The organism is Arthrobacter alkaliphilus (assembly GCF_021483235.1).
GTDB classification, from domain to species: domain Bacteria; phylum Actinomycetota; class Actinomycetes; order Actinomycetales; family Micrococcaceae; genus Arthrobacter; species Arthrobacter alkaliphilus.
Genome location: NZ_JAKEEC010000004.1, coordinates 49,018 through 67,162, shown reverse-complemented (window position 1 = coordinate 67,162; position 18,145 = coordinate 49,018). Strand labels below are relative to the sequence as shown.

15 protein-coding genes are annotated in these 18,145 nt (G+C 64.7%); 7 read left to right on the top strand and 8 right to left on the bottom strand.

Annotation, left to right across the window (positions count from 1 at the left end; all coding sequences use genetic code 11):
• Window positions 1-7 precede the first annotated feature (7 nt).
• From L0B83_RS04730 to L0B83_RS04720, 3 genes are all read left to right on the top strand, one after another.
• Window positions 8-487 carry a Fur family transcriptional regulator gene (locus L0B83_RS04730; protein WP_234757268.1) on the top strand — a complete coding sequence of 160 codons (480 nt, stop codon included), beginning with the start codon at window positions 8-10 and terminating at the stop codon, window positions 485-487.
• A gap of 7 nt (window positions 488-494) precedes the next feature.
• The gene (locus L0B83_RS04725) at window positions 495-1,979 is read left to right on the top strand and encodes a catalase (protein ID WP_234757267.1); all 1,485 of its coding nucleotides are present in this window, start codon (window positions 495-497) and stop codon (window positions 1,977-1,979) included.
• A gap of 176 nt (window positions 1,980-2,155) precedes the next feature.
• Window positions 2,156-2,791: a DUF2461 domain-containing protein gene (locus tag L0B83_RS04720; protein ID WP_234757266.1), complete on the top strand. Its 636-nt coding sequence runs from the start codon at window positions 2,156-2,158 to the stop codon at window positions 2,789-2,791.
• 211 nt (window positions 2,792-3,002) lie between these two features.
• Here L0B83_RS04720 and L0B83_RS04715 read toward each other — a convergent pair whose 3' ends face one another.
• The 6 genes from L0B83_RS04715 to L0B83_RS04690 all read right to left on the bottom strand — a co-directional run bounded on the left by L0B83_RS04715 (window position 3,003) and on the right by L0B83_RS04690 (window position 10,282).
• Window positions 3,003-4,556: an amino acid permease gene (locus L0B83_RS04715; protein ID WP_234757265.1), complete on the bottom strand. Its 1,554-nt coding sequence runs from the start codon at window positions 4,554-4,556 to the stop codon at window positions 3,003-3,005.
• 112 nt (window positions 4,557-4,668) lie between these two features.
• Complete coding sequence (locus L0B83_RS04710) at window positions 4,669-5,085, bottom strand: DUF779 domain-containing protein (protein ID WP_234757264.1); 417 nt, start codon at window positions 5,083-5,085, stop codon at window positions 4,669-4,671.
• Window positions 5,086-5,088: 3 nt separating this feature from the next.
• Complete coding sequence (gene exaC, locus L0B83_RS04705) at window positions 5,089-6,612, bottom strand: acetaldehyde dehydrogenase ExaC (RefSeq protein WP_234757263.1); 1,524 nt, start codon at window positions 6,610-6,612, stop codon at window positions 5,089-5,091.
• A 108-nt stretch (window positions 6,613-6,720) separates the two neighbouring features.
• On the bottom strand, window positions 6,721-7,329 hold the full coding sequence (locus L0B83_RS04700; protein WP_234757262.1) for a hypothetical protein: 609 nt from the start codon (window positions 7,327-7,329) through the stop codon (window positions 6,721-6,723).
• Between the two features lie 82 nt (window positions 7,330-7,411).
• Complete coding sequence (locus L0B83_RS04695) at window positions 7,412-8,776, bottom strand: GAF domain-containing protein (protein ID WP_234757261.1); 1,365 nt, start codon at window positions 8,774-8,776, stop codon at window positions 7,412-7,414.
• A 72-nt stretch (window positions 8,777-8,848) separates the two neighbouring features.
• Window positions 8,849-10,282, bottom strand: a complete 1,434-nt coding sequence (locus L0B83_RS04690) for an FAD-dependent oxidoreductase (RefSeq protein ID WP_234757260.1) — start codon at window positions 10,280-10,282, stop codon at window positions 8,849-8,851.
• 184 nt (window positions 10,283-10,466) lie between these two features.
• Here L0B83_RS04690 and rarD point away from each other — a divergent pair, with 184 nt between their 5' ends.
• On the top strand, window positions 10,467-11,465 hold the full coding sequence (gene rarD / locus L0B83_RS04685; protein ID WP_372461147.1) for an EamA family transporter RarD: 999 nt from the start codon (window positions 10,467-10,469) through the stop codon (window positions 11,463-11,465).
• Between the two features lie 162 nt (window positions 11,466-11,627).
• Here rarD and gabT read toward each other — a convergent pair whose 3' ends face one another.
• Window positions 11,628-12,983: a 4-aminobutyrate--2-oxoglutarate transaminase gene (gabT, locus tag L0B83_RS04680; protein ID WP_234757259.1), complete on the bottom strand. Its 1,356-nt coding sequence runs from the start codon at window positions 12,981-12,983 to the stop codon at window positions 11,628-11,630.
• Window positions 12,984-13,027: 44 nt separating this feature from the next.
• Complete coding sequence (locus L0B83_RS04675; RefSeq protein ID WP_234757258.1) at window positions 13,028-14,458, bottom strand: gamma-aminobutyraldehyde dehydrogenase; 1,431 nt, start codon at window positions 14,456-14,458, stop codon at window positions 13,028-13,030.
• A 143-nt stretch (window positions 14,459-14,601) separates the two neighbouring features.
• Between L0B83_RS04675 and L0B83_RS04670 the strand changes: the two genes are divergently transcribed.
• From L0B83_RS04670 to L0B83_RS04660, 3 genes are all read left to right on the top strand, one after another.
• Window positions 14,602-16,044: a PucR family transcriptional regulator gene (locus L0B83_RS04670; protein WP_234757257.1), complete on the top strand. Its 1,443-nt coding sequence runs from the start codon at window positions 14,602-14,604 to the stop codon at window positions 16,042-16,044.
• Between the two features lie 69 nt (window positions 16,045-16,113).
• On the top strand, window positions 16,114-17,379 hold the full coding sequence (locus L0B83_RS04665; RefSeq protein WP_372461146.1) for an MFS transporter: 1,266 nt from the start codon (window positions 16,114-16,116) through the stop codon (window positions 17,377-17,379).
• Complete coding sequence (locus L0B83_RS04660) at window positions 17,376-18,056, top strand: FadR/GntR family transcriptional regulator (RefSeq protein ID WP_234757256.1); 681 nt, start codon at window positions 17,376-17,378, stop codon at window positions 18,054-18,056. Before L0B83_RS04665 ends, L0B83_RS04660 begins: the two co-directional genes overlap by 4 nt.
• Window positions 18,057-18,145 lie beyond the last annotated feature (89 nt).

Here is an 18,145-nt window from a genome sequence, read left to right as displayed (position 1 = left end):
TGGGCGTATGGCAGATCACATGGCAGAGCAGGAAGCGTGGGCTTCCGCCCTGCATTCCCACGGACGCCGCGTGACCAAGCAGCGCCTTGCGGTCCTCGCGGCCGTTCAGCACAATCCACATTCCCCGGCCGAAGGCATCCTGGCCGCCGCCCGCAAGGATCTTCCGGAACTGACTGCGCAGTCTGTTTACGTGGTGCTGAGCGACCTCACGGACCTGCAGATGCTGCGACGGTTCGAGCCGCCCCACTCTCCCGCGCTGTACGAGACCCGGGTGGGCGACAACCACCACCACGCAGTCTGCATCAGTTGCGGCCGGGTGGAGGATGTCGACTGCGCCGTAGGCCATGCGCCGTGCCTCACCCCGCACTGGGATGAGGACTCCAAACCCATGACCATCCAGATCGCAGACGTCCTGTATCAAGGCATCTGCCAGGACTGCCAGGCCAAACAACAGCTTCCTACTCAAACGCAAGTAACCACGAAATAGGAGAACGATGACCGCGAACATCTCGACCACCCAGTCGGGCGCCCCAGTCACCTCGGACGCGCATTCCAAGTCCGTCGGTGCCGATGGTGCCATCATCCTGACCGACCACTACCTGGTGGAAAAGCTCGCCCAGTTCAACCGCGAGCGCGTCCCGGAGCGTGTTGTCCACGCCAAGGGCGGCGGCGCGTTCGGTACCTTCAAGACGTCCTCGGACGTTTCCAAGTACACGAAGGCTGCCCTGTTCCAGCCCGGTGTTGAGACGGACATGCTCATCCGCTTCTCCTCCGTCGCTGGCGAGAACGGCTCCCCTGACACATGGCGCGACCCGCGCGGTTTCGCAGTCAAGTTCTACACTTCCGAGGGCAACTACGACCTCGTCGGCAACAACACCCCGGTGTTCTTCATCCGCGACGGCATCAAGTTCCCTGACTTCATCCACTCCCAGAAGCGCCTCCCAGGCACCCACCTGCGCGACGCCGACATGCAGTGGGACTTCTGGACCCTCTCCCCCGAGTCCGCGCACCAGGTCACCTGGCTCATGGGCGACCGTGGCCTGCCGGCTTCCTGGCGTGAAATGCAGGGCTACGGCTCGCACACTTACCAGTGGATCAACGCCGAGGGCGAGCGCTTCTGGGTCAAGTACCACTTCAAGTCCAACCAGGGCGTCAAGTCGATCACCGCTGACCGGGCTGAAGAACTGGCCGGCTCCGACGCTGACTTCTACATCCGCGACCTCCAGGAAAACATTGCCGCCGGCAACTTCCCGTCCTGGGAACTGCACGTCCAGGTCATGCCCTACGAGGACGCCAAGACGTACCGCTTCAACCCGTTCGACCTCACCAAGGTGTGGCCGCACGCGGACTACCCGCTGATCCACGTGGGAACCATGGAGCTGAACAAGAACCCGGAGAACTACTTCGCGCAGATCGAGCAGGCCACCTTCGCGCCGTCGAACTTCGTGCCGGGCATCGCCGCCTCCCCGGACAAGATGCTGCAGGCCCGCATCTTCTCCTACGCTGACGCACACCGCTACCGTGTGGGCACCAACCACGCCCAGATCCCGGTGAACCAGCCGAAGAACCAGGTCAACAACTACAGCCAGGACGGCGCCGGACGCTACCTGTTCAACGCCCCGTCGGTTCCGGTGTACGCGCCGAACTCGGTGGGCGGCCCGGCTGCCGTTGAGCCGCAGAACCCGGCCGGTGGCTGGGAGAACGACGGCGAGCTGACGCTCTCCGCACACTCCCTGCACGCCGAGGACAGCGACTTCGTCCAGGCCGGTGCGCTGTACCGCGAGGTTTACGACGACGCCGCCAAGGCCCGCTTCCTGGACACCATCACCGGTGCTGTGGGTGGCGTCAAGAGCCCGGGCATCAGGGAACGCGCGATCCAGTACTGGACCAACGTCGACGCCGAACTCGGCGCGAAGCTCCGCGCCAACCTCGGTGCAGGCGAAGGCGAGCCGGCTGCAGAGGCAGCCAACAAGCTGTAATAGCGTCCACCAACAAAGCGACCCCGCTGCGGAATCTCCGCGGCGGGGTCGTTTTTAACGCGCATTCGGATTCAACGGGTTTGCGGAGGTTTTCCGGAGTGGGTTTGCCGGAGGGTTTTCCACATAGCCGACTTTGGCTCTGGCTAGCCCGGCATCGCGGTTCATAGGATCCTTACATGAGCACATTTACCGGGATCCCCGCGGCCGCTATCGCCTTCTATGCCGAACTCGAAGAGAACAACAACCGCGAATGGTGGCAGGAGCACAAGGACATCTACGACTCCGCCGTGAAGCAGCCATTGACTCTCTTGCTGAAGGAGCTTGAGCCACGATTCGGCCCGGGCAAGGTGTTCCGTCCGAACAGGGATATCCGGTTCTCCCAGGACAAGTCCCCCTACAAGACGGCACAGGGAGCCTTTGCGGCGGACAAGGAGGGCGTGGGCTACTACGTCCAGCTCAGTGCCGACGGCCTGTTGGTCGGCGGTGGATGCCACTCGCGCACGCCTGAACAGATTGCCCGGTTCCGTGCCGCCACCGATTCACCCGCGAGCGGGGAGGAACTGCAGCAGATCGTCGACTCCATCGCCGCGGCAGGTTTCGCGGTGGAGGGCGAGAAGCTCAAGACCGTGCCCCGCGGTTTCGACAAAGACCACCCCCGCGCCGAGCTCCTGAAGCACAAGTCTTTGTCCGCCGGTATGACCTTGGGCGAACCCGATTGGATGTCCCAGCCCTCAGCCAAGGAAGAAATTGCCAAGCGTTGGGAGGTGTTGCGCCCGCTCGTGGAGTGGGTAAACGAACATGCGGCGCCGTGAGGATACAGGCGCTCTAAAGGATAGATGCGCCGTAAAGGGTCACATGGGACGGAAAAGCCCCCTCGAGCCGGGAAGTGGCGTTCCGGAGGAACGTCGTCCCAGCCCAAGGGGGCCATGAACCAGCCCAAGGGGGCCATGAACCAGCAGGGGACCGTGAACCAGCCCAAGAGGGCCGTGAACCAGCCGCAGCGTTAGCCCGCTGCGCCCGGGATCAAACCTTGCTGAGGCTCTCTTCGTCGTCGCCGCTCTTGGCGGGGATATTGTCGTTCCCGGCTACCGCAGCCTTCGCCGACGCGAACTTCTCGTTCAGGCGGGAGTGGCGTTGCCCGTAGGCAAAGTAGATGGCAAGTCCGATTGCCAGCCAGATGGCAAAGAAGATCCAGGTCTCCACAGCCAGGTTGGTCATCAGGTAGAGGCACAGGACGGCCGAGGCCACGGGAAGCACCTTGCCGAACGGAACCCGGAAAGCCGGCTTCAGGTCCGGGCGCTTCTTGCGGAGGACCAGGATGCCCAGGCTCACCATGACGAAGGCCGAGAGGGTGCCGATGTTGATCATTTCCTCAAGAAGATCCACATTGGTCAGGCCGGCCACGAGGGCCACGGCAGCACCGCAGATGACCTGAAGGCGGACCGGCGTCGAACGCTTGTCACTGGTCTTGGACAGCGAACGCGGAAGCAATCCGTCTCGGCTCATGGCGAGGACCACGCGGGCCAGGCCCATGAGGAGCACCATGATGACGGTGGTCAAACCGATCAGGGAACCAAAGGCAATCACCTTGGCCGCGTCGGTGTTTCCCACCGCTTCGAAAGCCGTGGTCAGGGTGGGGTTCTTGGCCTGGGCCAGTTGCGTGTAGGACACCATGCCGGTCAACGCCAGGGAGACCAGGATGTACAGCAGCGTCACGAGCGCCAGGCCGCCGAAGATGCCCCGGGGCAGCGTCTTCTGGGGGTTCTTGACCTCTTCCGCGGAAGTGGCAACCACATCGAAGCCGATGAAGGCAAAGAACACCAAGGCTGCGCCGGCAAAGATGCCCAGCGTTCCGTACTGGGCCGGAACCGCACCAGTGAGGAAGCCGAAGAAGGACTGCTTCATGACATCGGCTCCGTCGTTGCCGCCGGTAGGCTGCGATGACGGCACGAAAGGCGTGTAGTTGGAGAACTTGACGTAGGTGAACCCGACGACAATCACGAAGAGCACCACGGCGATCTTGATCAGCGTGAAGATGTTGCCCACGCGTGCAGAGAGCTTGGTGCCGAGCACCAGGAGCACGGTGAAGATCGCGACGATCAGGAAAGCGCCCCAATAGAGATCCACGCCGCCGATGTTCAACGCCGGCGGCATGTCCACGCCCATGAGCGCGAACACTTTGCTGAGGTAGATTCCCCAGTACTTGGCGATGACTGCCGCCGCGGTAAAGAGTTCAAGAATGAGGTTCCACCCAATGATCCAGGCTAGGACCTCACCCATGGTGGCGTAGGTGAAGACGTAGGCGGACCCGGCGACGGGTATCGCGGTGGCGAATTCGGCGTAGCACATGATGGCCAAGGCACAGGTGACGGCTGCGACGGCGAAGGAGATGGTCACGGCGGGGCCGGCAAAGTTCGCAGCGGCCTTGGCGCCCACAGAGAATATGCCCGCGCCGACGGCCACGGCGACACCCATGATCATCAGATCCCAGGTGCTGAGGGAGCGCTTGAGCTTGCGTCCGGGCTCATCGGCGTCCGCAATGGACTGCTCGATCGATTTGGTCCGGAAGAGGTTCATAGAAGAGTCCACAATCTTGATGAGGTGGTAGAAACAGACTCATCAAGAGTAGTGTCCAGCCCGTGGACTCCCACATTTGTCCCAGATCGTGAGACAAAAGCGGGAGCGGTCTTCAGAGCTTGGGGACGTTCCAATCCATCAGGGTGGAACGGATCAGGAAGCGTTTTCCCTCAGGAGACTCCACCGAGAAGCCACTCCCCCGGCCCTCCACCACGTCCACCGTGAGATGCGTGTGTGACCAGTAGTTGAACTGTTCCCGGGACATCCAGAACTCCAAAGGCTGCGGCCGTGCGGGTTCGCCAATGTCGAAAAGCCCGAGCAGAACGTCCGAATCCCCGGTGATGAACTCGCCGGCCGGATAGCACATGGGGGAAGAACCGTCGCAGCACCCACCGGACTGGTGGAACATGAGCGGACCGTGCTGCTCCCATAACTTCCGGAGCAGTTCGATGGAGGCGGCGGTGAGCGCCACCCGGGAGAAGTCCTCCCCGGGCAGCGTCACCGCGGCGTCGAGCTGGTCAGTTGACACGGCCTAGAAGAAACCGAGCTTGTTTTCGTTGTAGCTGACCAGCAGGTTCTTTGTCTGCTGGTAGTGGTCCAGCATCATGGCGTGGTTCTCACGTCCGATGCCCGAGGACTTGTAGCCGCCGAACGCGGCGCCTGCCGGGTAGGCGTGGTAGTTGTTGACCCAGACGCGGCCGGCTTGGATTTCCCGGCCAGCCCGGTAAGCGACGTTGCCGTTGCGGGACCAGACGCCGGCACCGAGTCCGTAAAGAGTGTCGTTGGCGATGCCGATGGCGTCGTTGTAGTCGCTGAACTTCGTCACGGACACCACGGGGCCGAAGATCTCTTCCTGGAAGATCCGCATCCGGTTGTGGCCTTCAAAGATGGTCGGCTGCACGTAGTAGCCGTCGGCGAGATCGCCGTCGAGCTGGGCGCGGGCGCCGCCGGTGAGGACCTTGGCGCCTTCCTGCTTTCCGATGTCGATGTAGGAGAGGATCTTCTCGAGTTGGTCGTTGGACGCCTGGGCACCGAGCTGGGTGTCGGTGTCGAGCGGGTTGCCCTGGATGATCTTGTTGGTGCGGGCCACGGCGTCGGCCATGAAGGAGTCGTAGATGCCTTCCTGGACCAGGGCTCGGGACGGGCAGGTGCAGACTTCGCCCTGGTTGAAGGCGAAGAGCGTGAAGCCTTCCTGGGCCTTGTCGTAGAACGCGTCATTCTGCGCCGCAACGTCGTCGAAGAAGATGTTCGGGCTCTTGCCGCCCAGTTCCAGGGTCACGGGGATCAGGTTCTGGGACGCGTACTGGCTGATCAGCCGCCCCGTGGTGGTCTCGCCGGTGAAGGCGATCTTGCGGATCCGCGGGCTGGACGCCAAGGGTTTGCCGGCCTCGACGCCGAATCCGTTGACGACGTTCACAACGCCGGCAGGCAGCAGGTCGGAGACCAGTTCCATCAGGACCATGATCGAAGACGGAGTCTGCTCCGCGGGCTTGAGGACGACGGCGTTGCCCGCGGCCAAGGCCGGGGCGAGCTTCCACACGGCCATGAGGATGGGGAAGTTCCACGGGATGATCTGGCCCACGACGCCCAGTGGCTCGTGGAAGTGGTAGGCCGTGGTGTCCTCGTCCAGCTGGGACAGGTGGCCTTCCTGGGCGCGGATCGCGGAGGCGAAGTAGCGGAAGTGGTCCGCAGCGAGCGGAATGTCCGCGTTCAGGGTTTCCCGGATCGGCTTGCCGTTGTCCCAGGTTTCGGCGACGGCCAGCAGTTCGACGTTTTCGTCGATCCGGTCTGCGATCTTGTTCAGGATCGCCGCGCGCTCGGCCGCGGAGGTCTTGCCCCACGACGGCGCCGCCTTGTGGGCGGCGTCCAGCGCCAGCTCGATGTCCTCGGACGTGCCCCGCGCCACCTCGCAGAAGGCTTTTCCGGTCACAGGGGTGATGTTCTCGAAGTACTGGCCCTTGACCGGGGCAACCCACTCCCCGCCGATCCAGTTCTCGTAACGGTCCTTGAACGTGACCTTCGAACCCTCGGCACCCGGCTGTGCATAAACAGTCATCTGTAGCTCCTTCGCTGCGCATGATGGTGGCTTTGCTGTGGCATCAGCGTAGGAGCGGGAAGGTTGCAAGCAGGTTGCGACCGGGAAAAGCCCGCGAAGCTACGGGATCTAGAGGCCCGCAGGGAAGTTGTAGGAGCTCGGAACCGGCGAAGGCGCGGCGCCGTAGGAGAGGACCACCTCGTCGTGTGCCTTCAGTACCACCTCGGTCACCGGAGTGCCCTGCTTCGTACCGTTCACATAGGCGGTCCAGCCGCCGGTTCCGCCGTGCGGCGCCCCGGTGGCATCCGTGCCGTCCAGGACTCCCCATTCCTTGAGGACTTGGCCCAGCGTGTACTTCTGGCCGGCCGTCGGCGCTTCGATGTGCAGGATCCCGGTGGTGTCGTGGGTGTGGAGCGCTGAGATTCCGTTTGGCCGCCCGTCGGCGCCGAAGCTGAAGCCGATTTCGGCCGGAACCGTGACGGCTTTGCCATCCACCAGGACGTCCAGATGGGCGTGATAATGCTCGGCTGTTCCTTCGGCGGTGAGGATATCCAGGCCTGCGGCTTTGATTCGCTGTGCCCCGCCGGCTGGATCGAGTCCCCAAGCGGCAGCCGTCGTAGCCGAAGGCGAAGGCGAAGGCACCGGGGCGGGCGCTGTCTGGGCGGATGTCCCGCAGGCTGTGACTCCGGCAAGGAGTGCGGACACGGTCAGGGCAACGGCGAGGCGTTTGTTCAACACGGAGGATGCTTCTTTCGTTCGGCTCGCTACTACCATACGGGCCGAAACTCGGGATTGCCCGGGAGCCACACGAGGGCCTTCCTCAGCCCGACAGTTCGCTTTCCAGGCGCTCAAGCTCCGCGACGACGGCCGCACGCTTCGGTGACCGCGGCGGCAGGAGCCTGAGGGCGGCAAGCCGGACGTCGACGTCGTTCTTCGCCTCGGGCAGCCCGGCATACTTGAGCAGCGCCTCGGCACTGCCGTCGGTGAGGACCGCCTCGCGCAAGAGCGACGAGACCTTTTCGCGGAGCTCCACAATGCCGGGCGCTTCCGAATGCGGAAGGACGGCACCTTTGTAGGTCTCCAACGCGATGCGGTGCGCGCCCCGCTGCAGGCAGGAGAGGACTTGGGCGGCATCCAGGCCGAGGTCGATCGGGAGCCGGTACGGCCGGGATTCCGGAACCGCGGCGGGCTCGAGCTCGTGCAGAACCTTCCGCAGGCGCACCATTTCTGCCCGCAAAGTCACGCTCGAGCCTTCTCCCGGATAGAGGGCCAAGGCCAACTCTTCGGCGCTAAGCCCCTCGGGACGGGTTCCCAACAGCGCCAGAATCTCGCTGTGCCTCGCGGAAAGCGGAACGCTGCGACCGCCGATGCTCAGCACGGCCTGGTCGCGGCCCAGCAGTTGGAGGCTGTTCCGGTACAGTCCGGTCCCCTCGCGTGAGCCGACGACGGATGGCCGGTTCCGGCGTCGGGCAGGCGCGGAGTGCTTGGTGGCCGCGAGCTGGAGCCGCTCCACACGCAATTGCGCCTGCGCGGCCGCAACGGTCGCTTCAACGAGGGAAAGCGTGTGGGGTGCGACGGCGGCTTCAGTGCCGGTGATGTCGACGACGCCGAGGAGCGCGCCGGAATCGGGGTCATGGAACGGGACCGCTGTGCAACTCCAGGGATGGACCGAGCGTTTGTAGTGTTCTGCGCCCGAAATTTGGATGCCGCGGTCCAAGGCGAGCGCCGTGCCGGGCGCGCTGGTGCCGACTGCGGCTTCGGACCAATCTGCGCCGGCTACGAACATCATTCCTTCGGCGCGGCGCCGCATGGCGGGATTCCCGTCCACCCACAACAGGCGGCCTAGCTCGTCCCCCACGGCGACCAGCAGCCCGCTCTCATAGCTGGGCTGGATGAGTAGCTTCTGGATGACGGGCATGATGGTGGCCAGCGGGTGCCGGCGCCGGTACTCCTCAAGCTCGTCGAGGTCGATGACCAGCGGCGCCTCCGGCTGGTCCGGGTTGGCGTTGAACTGCGCGGACCGCCGCCAGGATTCCTTGATCAGGGTGCGCAGCCCGTGGAGCTCCGTGCCCTCGGGAAGCCCGTGACGCCACGATTCCAGTTGCTCGTGCCCGGTGCGGGCATGCTGCTGCAGCAGCTCGGCGGCGCCATTGACCGCAGCTGCCGGATGGATCGGATTCCTCATCGAACTCCCATGACCGCTCCCAGCACAGTACGCGCCAGTCTAGTTGCGACCCGGGAGTTTGTGTATGGGGTGTCAGCCCCGCGAGATCTCGATCATGTCCTCGCGCGGGACCACCTTGATGCGTTCCCGCACGACGCCGGCATCCGGGTTTTCGGCGGTCCACTCGGCACCGAGGGCTGCTTCGTGGGCATCGAGCTTGTTCCAGCCTTCCCAGGTGGTGTACTCGACTCCCCGCTCCTCCAAGAGGTTGATGATGGCCTGCGGGTCCGGGTTCTCGGCCGGGGGCAGGGTGAGGCGGTCCTCCAGAAGGCAGCCGATGGTCTCCAGGGCGTCGCCCTTGGTGTGCCCGATCAGGCCGACGGGTCCCCGCTTGATCCAGCCGGTGGTGTAGATTCCGGGTACCGGCTTGCCGTCGGCGTCCAGCACCCGTCCGCCGTCGTTGGGAATGACGCCGCGGCGGGCGTCGTACTCAAGCTCGTCCAGCGGGGAACCGTGGTAGCCGATCGCGCGGTAGACGGCTTGGACCGGGTACTCCACGAATTCGCCGGTGCCCTTGACGTTGCCGGTGCCGTCGAGTTTCGTGCGCTCGAACTTGATGCCGGAGACTTTCCCTGAGCCGTCTTCGGAAACGATCTCCACAGGGCTGTGCAGGAAGTGCAGGTGAAGCCGGCGGGACGAGGGTTGCTCGGCTTCGGCATGTTCTTCGACGAGCCAGTTGGTCAGTGTGTTGACCATGGTCTTGATCTGGTTGTTGCTGCGGATCGCCTCGTCGGAGGCTTCGTCGAACTCGAAGTCTTCCGGGTACAGCACAATGTCCACGTCGTTGGAGTGGGAGAGCTCGCGCAGTTCGAGCGGAGTGAACTTGATCTGGGCGGGTCCGCGGCGGCCGAAGACGTGCACATCCGTCACCGGCGAGGCCTTGAGGCCCTTGTAGACGTTGTCCGGGATCTCGGTGACCAGGAGGTCATCGGCGTGCTTGGAGAGCATGCGCGCCACATCCAGCGCAACGTTGCCGTTGCCGATGACCGCCACTTCCTTGGCATCCAGCGGCCATTCGCGGGGCACGTCGGGGTGGCCGTCGTACCAGGAGACGAAGTCGGCGCCGCCGAAGGAGCCTTCCAGTTCGATTCCCGGGATGTTCAGGTCCGCGTCCTTGACGGCCCCTGTGGAGAAGATCACCGCGTCGTAGAAGGAGCGGAAGTCGTGCAGGGTAAGGTCGCGGCCGTAGGTCACGTTGCCGAGGAAGCGGATGTCGCCGCGGTCCAGGACCTTGTGCAGGGCGTTGACGATGCCCTTGATGCGGGGGTGGTCCGGGGCCACGCCATAGCGGATCAGGCCATACGGCGCAGGGTATGCCTCGAAAAGGTCGATGCTGACCTCGACGTCGCCGTCCTTGACCTCGTTCGATTTGGTCAGGATATCCGCGGCGTAGACGCCGGCCGGTCCTGCGCCGACAATAGCGACGCGCAACGGACGTTTTGAGGTGGTTTCGGCCGAGTTGGACACCGTGAACCCTTCTGAGACGGGAATCCGCCCGCGTGGTGGGGCGCGCAGTTTCCCATTCTAGTTCTCACTGGTGGCCCGAGCGTCAGTGCGTGGCGGGAGGTGACACGACGGGCGAGGAATCTCACAATGGCTTTCCGGCCGTCCGGTCAGGAATACCCTCGCGATATGTGATGTTCTTGACTTTGTGTCTACGCCCGAGCAAACCGCGCCTGCCCCGTCCGCCACCACCGTTTCAGCTACAGCATCCGCAGCAGCCAAGGCCAAGAAGGAGACGACGGCGGGCGTCGTGTTCGGTATCGGGGCCTACGGCCTGTGGGGGCTGCTTCCGCTCTACTTCCTGGTGCTGCAACCCGCCGGAGCGGTGGAAATCGTTGCGAACCGGGTGGTGTGGTCGCTCATTTTCTGCGCCCTGCTCATCACCGTCACCCGGACCTGGCGCCTCCTTGGCAACGCCTTCCGGGACCGGACGGTCCTTGGCCCGCTCGCCATAGCTGCCGGCCTGATCGCCGTCAACTGGCTGACCTACACTTTCGGGGTTACCACTGGTCATGCGGTCGAAGCCTCGCTGGGCTACTTCATCAATCCGCTCGTATCGGTGCTCCTTGGTGTGTTCGTCCTGAAGGAAAGGCTCCGCCCGCTCCAGTGGGCCGCCGTCGGGATCGGCTTCATCGCCGTCGGGGTCCTGACGGTCTCCTACGGCAAGCTGCCGTGGATCGCCCTGGTCCTGGCATTCAGCTTTGGACTCTACGGTTTCGTGAAGAAGCGCGTAGGGCCGAAGGTTACCGCCATCACGAGCCTCACGGTCGAGACCGTGGTCCTGGCCCCGATTGCCGGCGCCACGATGATCTTCCTCGGCCTCACGGGAGGCGCAACTTTGGCCAGCGACGGCCCGGGCCATTTCTGGCTGCTGGCGGCTTCGGGCATCATCACGGCCGTGCCGCTCCTGTTCTTCGGTGCCTCCGCGCGCCGACTGCCCATGACCACCATTGGCCTGCTGCAATACTTCGCGCCGGTCCTCCAGTTCATCGTGGCCCTGGCCGTCTTCCACGAAGCCATGACGCCGGACCGCTGGGTAGGCTTCGGCATCGTGTGGCTGGCCCTGGTGCTCCTGACCCTCGACATGCTGCGCACGGCCCGCAAGAACGCCCTCATGAAGAAGCGGGCGCAGCTCAACCCGGCCTAGGAGCCCCTGCACTACGGAGCATGCCCCTCCGTACCCATCACGACCGAACATGTCCACTGGTACCCACCGGACATGCCCCCCGTTAAACGCCAAGGATGGACATAGTCACACTATGTCCATCCTTTGCGCGCAGAGGGGGGCATGTCCCCCCGGGGAGTGGGGCTACGCGTTGGCCTTGATGGCCGCTGCCAGGACCTCGAGTCCGTCGAGGAGCAGTTCGTCGCTGATCACAAGCGGGGGCAGGAGGCGGATCACGTTGCCGTAGGTACCGCAGGTCAGGATGATGACGCCTTCCTGGAGGCACGCGGCGGCAACAGCCTTGGTAAGTTCCGGGTTCGGTTCCTTGGAGCCGGCCTGGACCAGTTCGATCGCCAGCATTGCGCCACGGCCGCGGACGTCGCCGATGACAGCGGTTTCCGAAGCGAGCTCGCGCAAGCGGCCGAGGGCAACTTCCTCGATGCGGCGGGCGCGGGCGTTGAGGTCCTGCTGCTCCATGGTGTCGATGGCAGCGAGAGCGGCAGCACAAGCAACCGGGTTGCCGCCGTAGGTGCCGCCGAGGCCGCCCGGGTGGACGGCGTCGAGCAGGTCTGCGCGGCCGGTGATGGCGGACAGCGGAAGGCCGCCGGCGATGCCCTTGGCCATGGTGATGATGTCCGGGACAACGCCTTCGTGGTTGACCGCGAACCATTCACCGGTGCGGCAGAAACCGGACTGGACCTCGTCCGCGATGAAGACGATGCCCTTTTCCTTGGCCCAGGCGGACAGTGCCGGCAAGAAGCCTTCGGCCGGGACAATGAACCCGCCTTCGCCCTGGATCGGTTCGATGATGATCGCAGCAACCTGGTCGCCGCCGATCTGCTTCTCGATCATGGTGATGGCACGCTTCGCAGCCTCGGCCCCCGTGATTTCCGGGTTTTCCTCGCGGAACGGGTAGCTCATGGGCATGCGGTAGACCTCGGGCGCGAACGGGCCGAAGTTGGTCTTGTAGGGCATGGCCTTGGCAGTCAGTGCCATGGTCAGGTTGGTGCGGCCGTGGTAGGCGTGGTCGAAAGCGACGACGGCGTCACGTCCGGTGGCCAGGCGCGCCACCTTAATGGCGTTCTCGACTGCTTCGGCACCGGAGTTGAAGAGGACGGTGCGCTTCTCGTGGTCGCCCGGGGTGAGGCGGTTCAGCTGCTCGGCGACGGCGACGTAACCCTCGTACGGGGTGACCATGAAGCAGGTGTGGGTGAAGTGGGCCGCGGCGTCCTGGACGGCGGCGACGACGGCGGGATCGGACGCGCCGACGCTCGTCACCGCAATGCCCGAGCCGAGGTCGATGAAGGAGTTGCCGTCCACGTCGCGGATGATGCCGCCGTCGGCGTCCTCAACGTAGACGGGAACGCCCGAGGCGACGCCGGCGGCGACGACGGCGGCCCGGCGCTCGTTCAGGGCCTGGGACTTCGGGCCGGGGAAAGCGCCATTGATGCTGCGCTTCTGCTCCAGCCGGTAGGAGGTTTCGTGTGCTGTTGCGGTCATGGTGTTTCTTTCTTGTGCTGTGGAGGGGAAGTACTGGGGGCGCGTTAGGCGTCCAGAGCGCTCATCACGTGCTTGATGCGGGTGTAGTCCTCGACGCCGTACATGGACAGGTCCTTGCCGTAGCCGGACTGCTTGAAGCCGCCGTGCGGCATCTCGGCAGTCAACAGGATGTGGGTGTTGATCCAGACCGCGCCGAAGTCCAGGTCGCGGCTCATCCGCATGGCGGTGCCGTGGTCCGTGGTCCAGACGCTGGAGGCCAGGGCGTATTCGACGTCGTTGGCCAGCTCGAGAGCTTCGGCCTCGGTGGTGAACTTCTGGACGGTGATGACGGGACCGAAGGTTTCCTTCTGCACGACGTCGTCAGTCTGCTTGGCGCCGGTGATGATGGTGGGCTCGAAGAAGAAACCCTTGTCACCTGCGCGGTGGCCGCCGGTTTCGATCTTGCAGTTGGCCGGCAGGTGTTCCACCACCGAGTTCACGGCGTTGAAGTGGTTCACGTTGTTGAGCGGGCCGAAGTAGTTTTCCTCGTCGTTCTGCGAACCGGTGTGCAGCGTCTTGGTGTGCTCCACCAAGGCGGCAACCATGTCGTCGTGGATGGAATCCTCGATTAGCACCCGGGTGATGGCGGTGCAGTCCTGGCCGGCGTTGAAGAATGCGAATTCGGCGATGGCCGCGGCGCTCTTCTTGATGTCGGCGTCCTTGAAGACGATGGCCGGGGCCTTGCCGCCGAGTTCCAGGTGGGCACGCTTGAGTCCCTTGGCTGCTCCGGACGCCACGGCGATGCCGGCGCGCACGGAACCCGTGATGGAAACCAGGCCCGGGACCTTGTGGTCCACCATCATGGAGCCGGTGGCCGCGTTGCCGAGGACGACGTTGAGGACACCGGCCGGGAGGATCTGCCCCGCGAGCCGTGCGAGCACGAGCGTGGATTCCGGAGTGGTGTCCGAAGGCTTGAGGACAACGGTGTTGCCTGCGGCGAGGGCGGGGCCGATCTTCCAGATGGCCATGAGGAACGGGTAGTTCCACGGCGCAACCTGGGCCACGACGCCGATCGGCTCGCGGCGGACGTACGAAGTGTGGCCCTCGAAGTACTCGCCCGCGGACTTGCCTTCCATGATGCGGGCGGCACCGGCGAAGAAGCGGAGCTGGTCCGCGCCGGCCGCGATTTCCTCGGAGGCGATGAGCGCGCGCACCTGGCCCGTGTTGCGGTGCTGTGCCTCGACGAGTTCGTCGCTGTTGGCTTCGATGGCATCGGCGAGCTTGAGCAGCATGAGCTGGCGCTGGCCGGGCGTGACATGCTTCCAGGTGGTGAAGGCTTCCTTGGCCGCGTTCATGGCGGCATCGACGTCGGCCGCGGTAGAGATGGGCGCATGGGCGACAACCTCCCCATTGGTGGGGTTGACGACGTCGAGCAGTTCGGTGCCTGCCGGCGTGATGAACTCGCCGTTAATGAAGTTCTGCAAGGTTTGGACCACGGTGTACAACCTCTTTCGGTGTCTAGGCTTGGTTGCAGCTGCTCCGAGCCTATGCCAGCACCACCCGGCGCGGAATAGTCAGGTGCACACCCGCGGCACCACGCCTTAGTGCGAATGACCAGTGCGGGGATATCCTTTCTGGCATGGCAATGTCACTCGCCGCACTGGTCGCGGTCCCCGCCCTGCGCCTCCGGAAAGCCGGCCTCGCGGAAACCACCTGGCACGACGACATCCGCTGGGTTGCCGTCACCGAGCAAGAGGATCCCCAACGCTTCCTCAACGGCGGCGAATTGATCCTGACCACCGGGCTCAGGCTCAACGGCGCCGCTGAACAGCGCCGCTTCGTGCGCCAGGTCCAGCGCGCGGGGGCGGTCGGCATAGGCTTCGGCACCGGGCTCACCCACGAAGTAGTGCCCCCGGCCCTCGTCGCCGAAGCAAACCGCTGGGGCCTGCCCCTCGTGGAAGTCCCCTACGAGACGCCTTTCATCGCCATCGGCAAACTCGTAGCCGACTCGCAGTCCGCCGACCACTATTCCAAGCTGGAGCGCCTCATCGCGGGCCACCAGATCCTCGCCCGGGCCCTGCTGACCGGCGGCGGGCTCGGCGAATTGCTCAAGCAGCTGGGCAGCATGCTGCGGTCCGACATCGCCCTGACCCAGTTCAGCGCCCAGCTCTACAACAGCGTTCCCGGCAGCCCTTCGCCGACCGCCGATGATTGGGCGTCCTTTCCCATCCCGACAGGCCGCCGCGACGCCTGCACCCTCTGGATCAAGCAGCCCTTCGGCGACACCGGGATCGTCGGCTATGCCCAGAACCTGATCAGCGTGGAACTCAACAACATGGTCAAGCAGCGCCAGAGCCAACGCGCCTTGGCGGGCCAAGTGCTGGACGACGTCATCCACGGCACCCTGGACACCGTGGAGGGCGCCCGCCGCCTGGCCGGCGTCGGAATCAACAGCACCCGCAAGAACGTGGTGCTGCTGGTGGTCTCCGCGGCCCACCACAAACAGCTCAGCAGCACATCGCTTCCGCAGTCGCTCGAGGGCGGGGTGACCGCCGTCGTCGGGAAGGATCTGGTGACGGTAGTGCCCGACGACGGCAGTTCCGCGAGCGCGCTCGCCAAGGACCTCAGTGATCACCTTTTGGAAGCGGGAATCCACGCGGTGATCGGGATCGGCGGCGCCTACACCAAGCCGAACGGCGTGCGCTGGAGCTACTTCGAAGCGCGCGACGCCGTGGCGCACGGCCTGCCGGTCAACGAACCTGAGCGACTCAGCCTGACCTCGCTGTTACTCGCGAGCGAGGACGTCCCCTTGGCCGACATGGCCAGCGAGGCGCTCACTCCCCTGCGCAAGTTCGACGCCGAACATGGCTCGGAGCTCGTTTCGACCTTGGAAAGCTACCTCAGCCACAACGGCTCCGTAGCAGCGGTCGCAGAAGCCCTGACCCTGCACCGCAATACGGTGCGCTACCGCTTGGCACAAATAACAGACCTCACCGGCTACGACCCGGCCCAGACGCCGGACCGGGTGCAGCTGTGGCTTGCCCTTGCGGTGCAACGGCTGGGCGCCCGCAACCCGCGCTAGGCGTTCCGACCGGGAGATTTCCACCACAAAATTCCTCGCGCCAAACATCAAACGTCTAACCTTTAACTCATGGCCTCGACTCTCCCGACTCCCCGCGCAACAGAAGAAACCACTGAGCCCGCCAGCGACGTCATGGGGGCGCCGAAATCCCGGGTAGTCGCCGTCGTCGGGATCGTGGCCGTCATCCTGATCGGCCTGAACCTGCGCGCCGGCATCACCAGCGCGGCGGCGTTGTTCCACGATTTGCAGGCATCCCTCGGATACGGGCCCCTTGTCGCGTCGATTCTTCCGTCCATCCCCTTGCTGTGCTTCGCCGTCGCAGGATTGGGGACCTCGTGGCTGTCTCGGCGGATCGGCGTCGAGAAGTCGATCGCCGTGGCGCTGGCCATGCTGGCTGCCGGGCTGTTGGTCCGCAGCGTTCCCGCCACCGGCGCCCTCCTCGCCGGAACGGTGCTGGCGATGTCCGGCTTGGCGGTGTGCAACGTAGCCATGCCGTCGTACATCCGCGAGCACTATGCAAGCAAGACGTCCATGATGACAGGCCTCTACACCTTCACAATGTCCGGCGGTGCCACCTTCGCTGCGGCCGTCAGCGTTCCCTTGGCCCAGCAACTCGGTTCGCCGTCGATGGGCCTGGCCGCGTGGGGGCTCCTGGGCGTCGCCGCGCTTCTCGGCTTCCTCCCGGTGGTCCTCCACACACACCGCACTTCGCGCAAGGCCAACGAGGAGCACGTTTCCATGTGGCCGCTCCTGCGAACCCGGCTGGGATTCCTCATCACCTCCGTCTTCACGTTGCAGGGCCTTCTGGCGTATGCCGTGATGAGTTGGTTTGCCTACATCCTGACCACCCAAGGTCTCAGCGCCTCCGAGAGCGGCCTCCAGTTCGGCCTCATGCAGCTGGTTTCGGTGGCTGCCGGCATGATCCTCCTGGCGATCGGCTCGCGCCCCGGCATGATGCGGCCTGCCCTGTACCTGGGGAGCGGGACCACCCTCTTGGCAATCCCCGCAATGTTGTTGCTCCCGACGTCGTTCGCGTCGATTCCCGCCGTCATGTTCGGCTTCGGATTGGGCATCTTCCCCTTGGTTCTGGTGATCATCAGCCGAAGCGGGCGTACGACGGCGGAGACCACCGCAATGTCCACCGTCGCCCAGTCCGTGGGGTACTTGATCGCGGCTCTTGGGCCGTTCGGCATGGGCCTGCTCCACAGTGCCACCGGTACTTGGACCCTCCCCCTGTTACTCCTCGCCGCAGCGGCCCTGACCCTCATGGTGACCTGCCACCAGCTCACCAGCAAACGGACCGCGATCAAGGCCGGACCGAGGCCCGTGGCATGAGCCTGACACCTTCGCACCGGCCTGCTTTGGCCGAGGAAGTCACCAAACAACTGCGCGGAATGATCCAGACAGGAGAGTGGCCCCTGCAAGAGAAGATCCCTGCCGAGCCGGAACTCATGGCCTCGCTCAGAGTCTCGCGCGGGACGCTCCGCGAAGCCATCAAAGCCTTGGCGCACGGCGGCATGTTGGAGGTCCGCCGCGGTGACGGGACCTATGTCCGGGCCACCAGCGAGATCTCCGGCGCAGCCCAACGGATCTATAAGGAACACACGCAGGAACACATAGTCGAGGTGCGGATGGGGCTCGACACCCAAGCCGCCCGACTGGCCACGAAGCATGCCACGGCCGAAGACATCGCCGCCATGCGGGCCCTTCTCCAGCTGCGCCACGAAGCGTGGCTTGCGGCTGACTACCCCGCCTGGGCGCGCGCCGACTGGGATTTCCACGAACGGGTGGCCTTGGCTTCGGGCAACCCGTTGCTCCACCAGTTGTATGTGTCCTTCGGCGGCGTCTTCCACGACGATCTCCTGCGCCAACAACGCAAGTCCGGCTTCAACGGTATCCCGCCCGAAGGCCACGACGAGCTCGCCAACGCCATCGAGGCACGCGACGAGGCGGCCGCCGTCGCGAGCGTGTACCGCAACCTGGACTTCGCAGCGGAATGGCTCAACAGCTGACCCCCGGTCACCTATAACCGCCTCCTCACCGACGCCCGGTCAGATGACGTGACCCGGCGTCGGGAAAAACCCAACCAAAGGTGACCGAG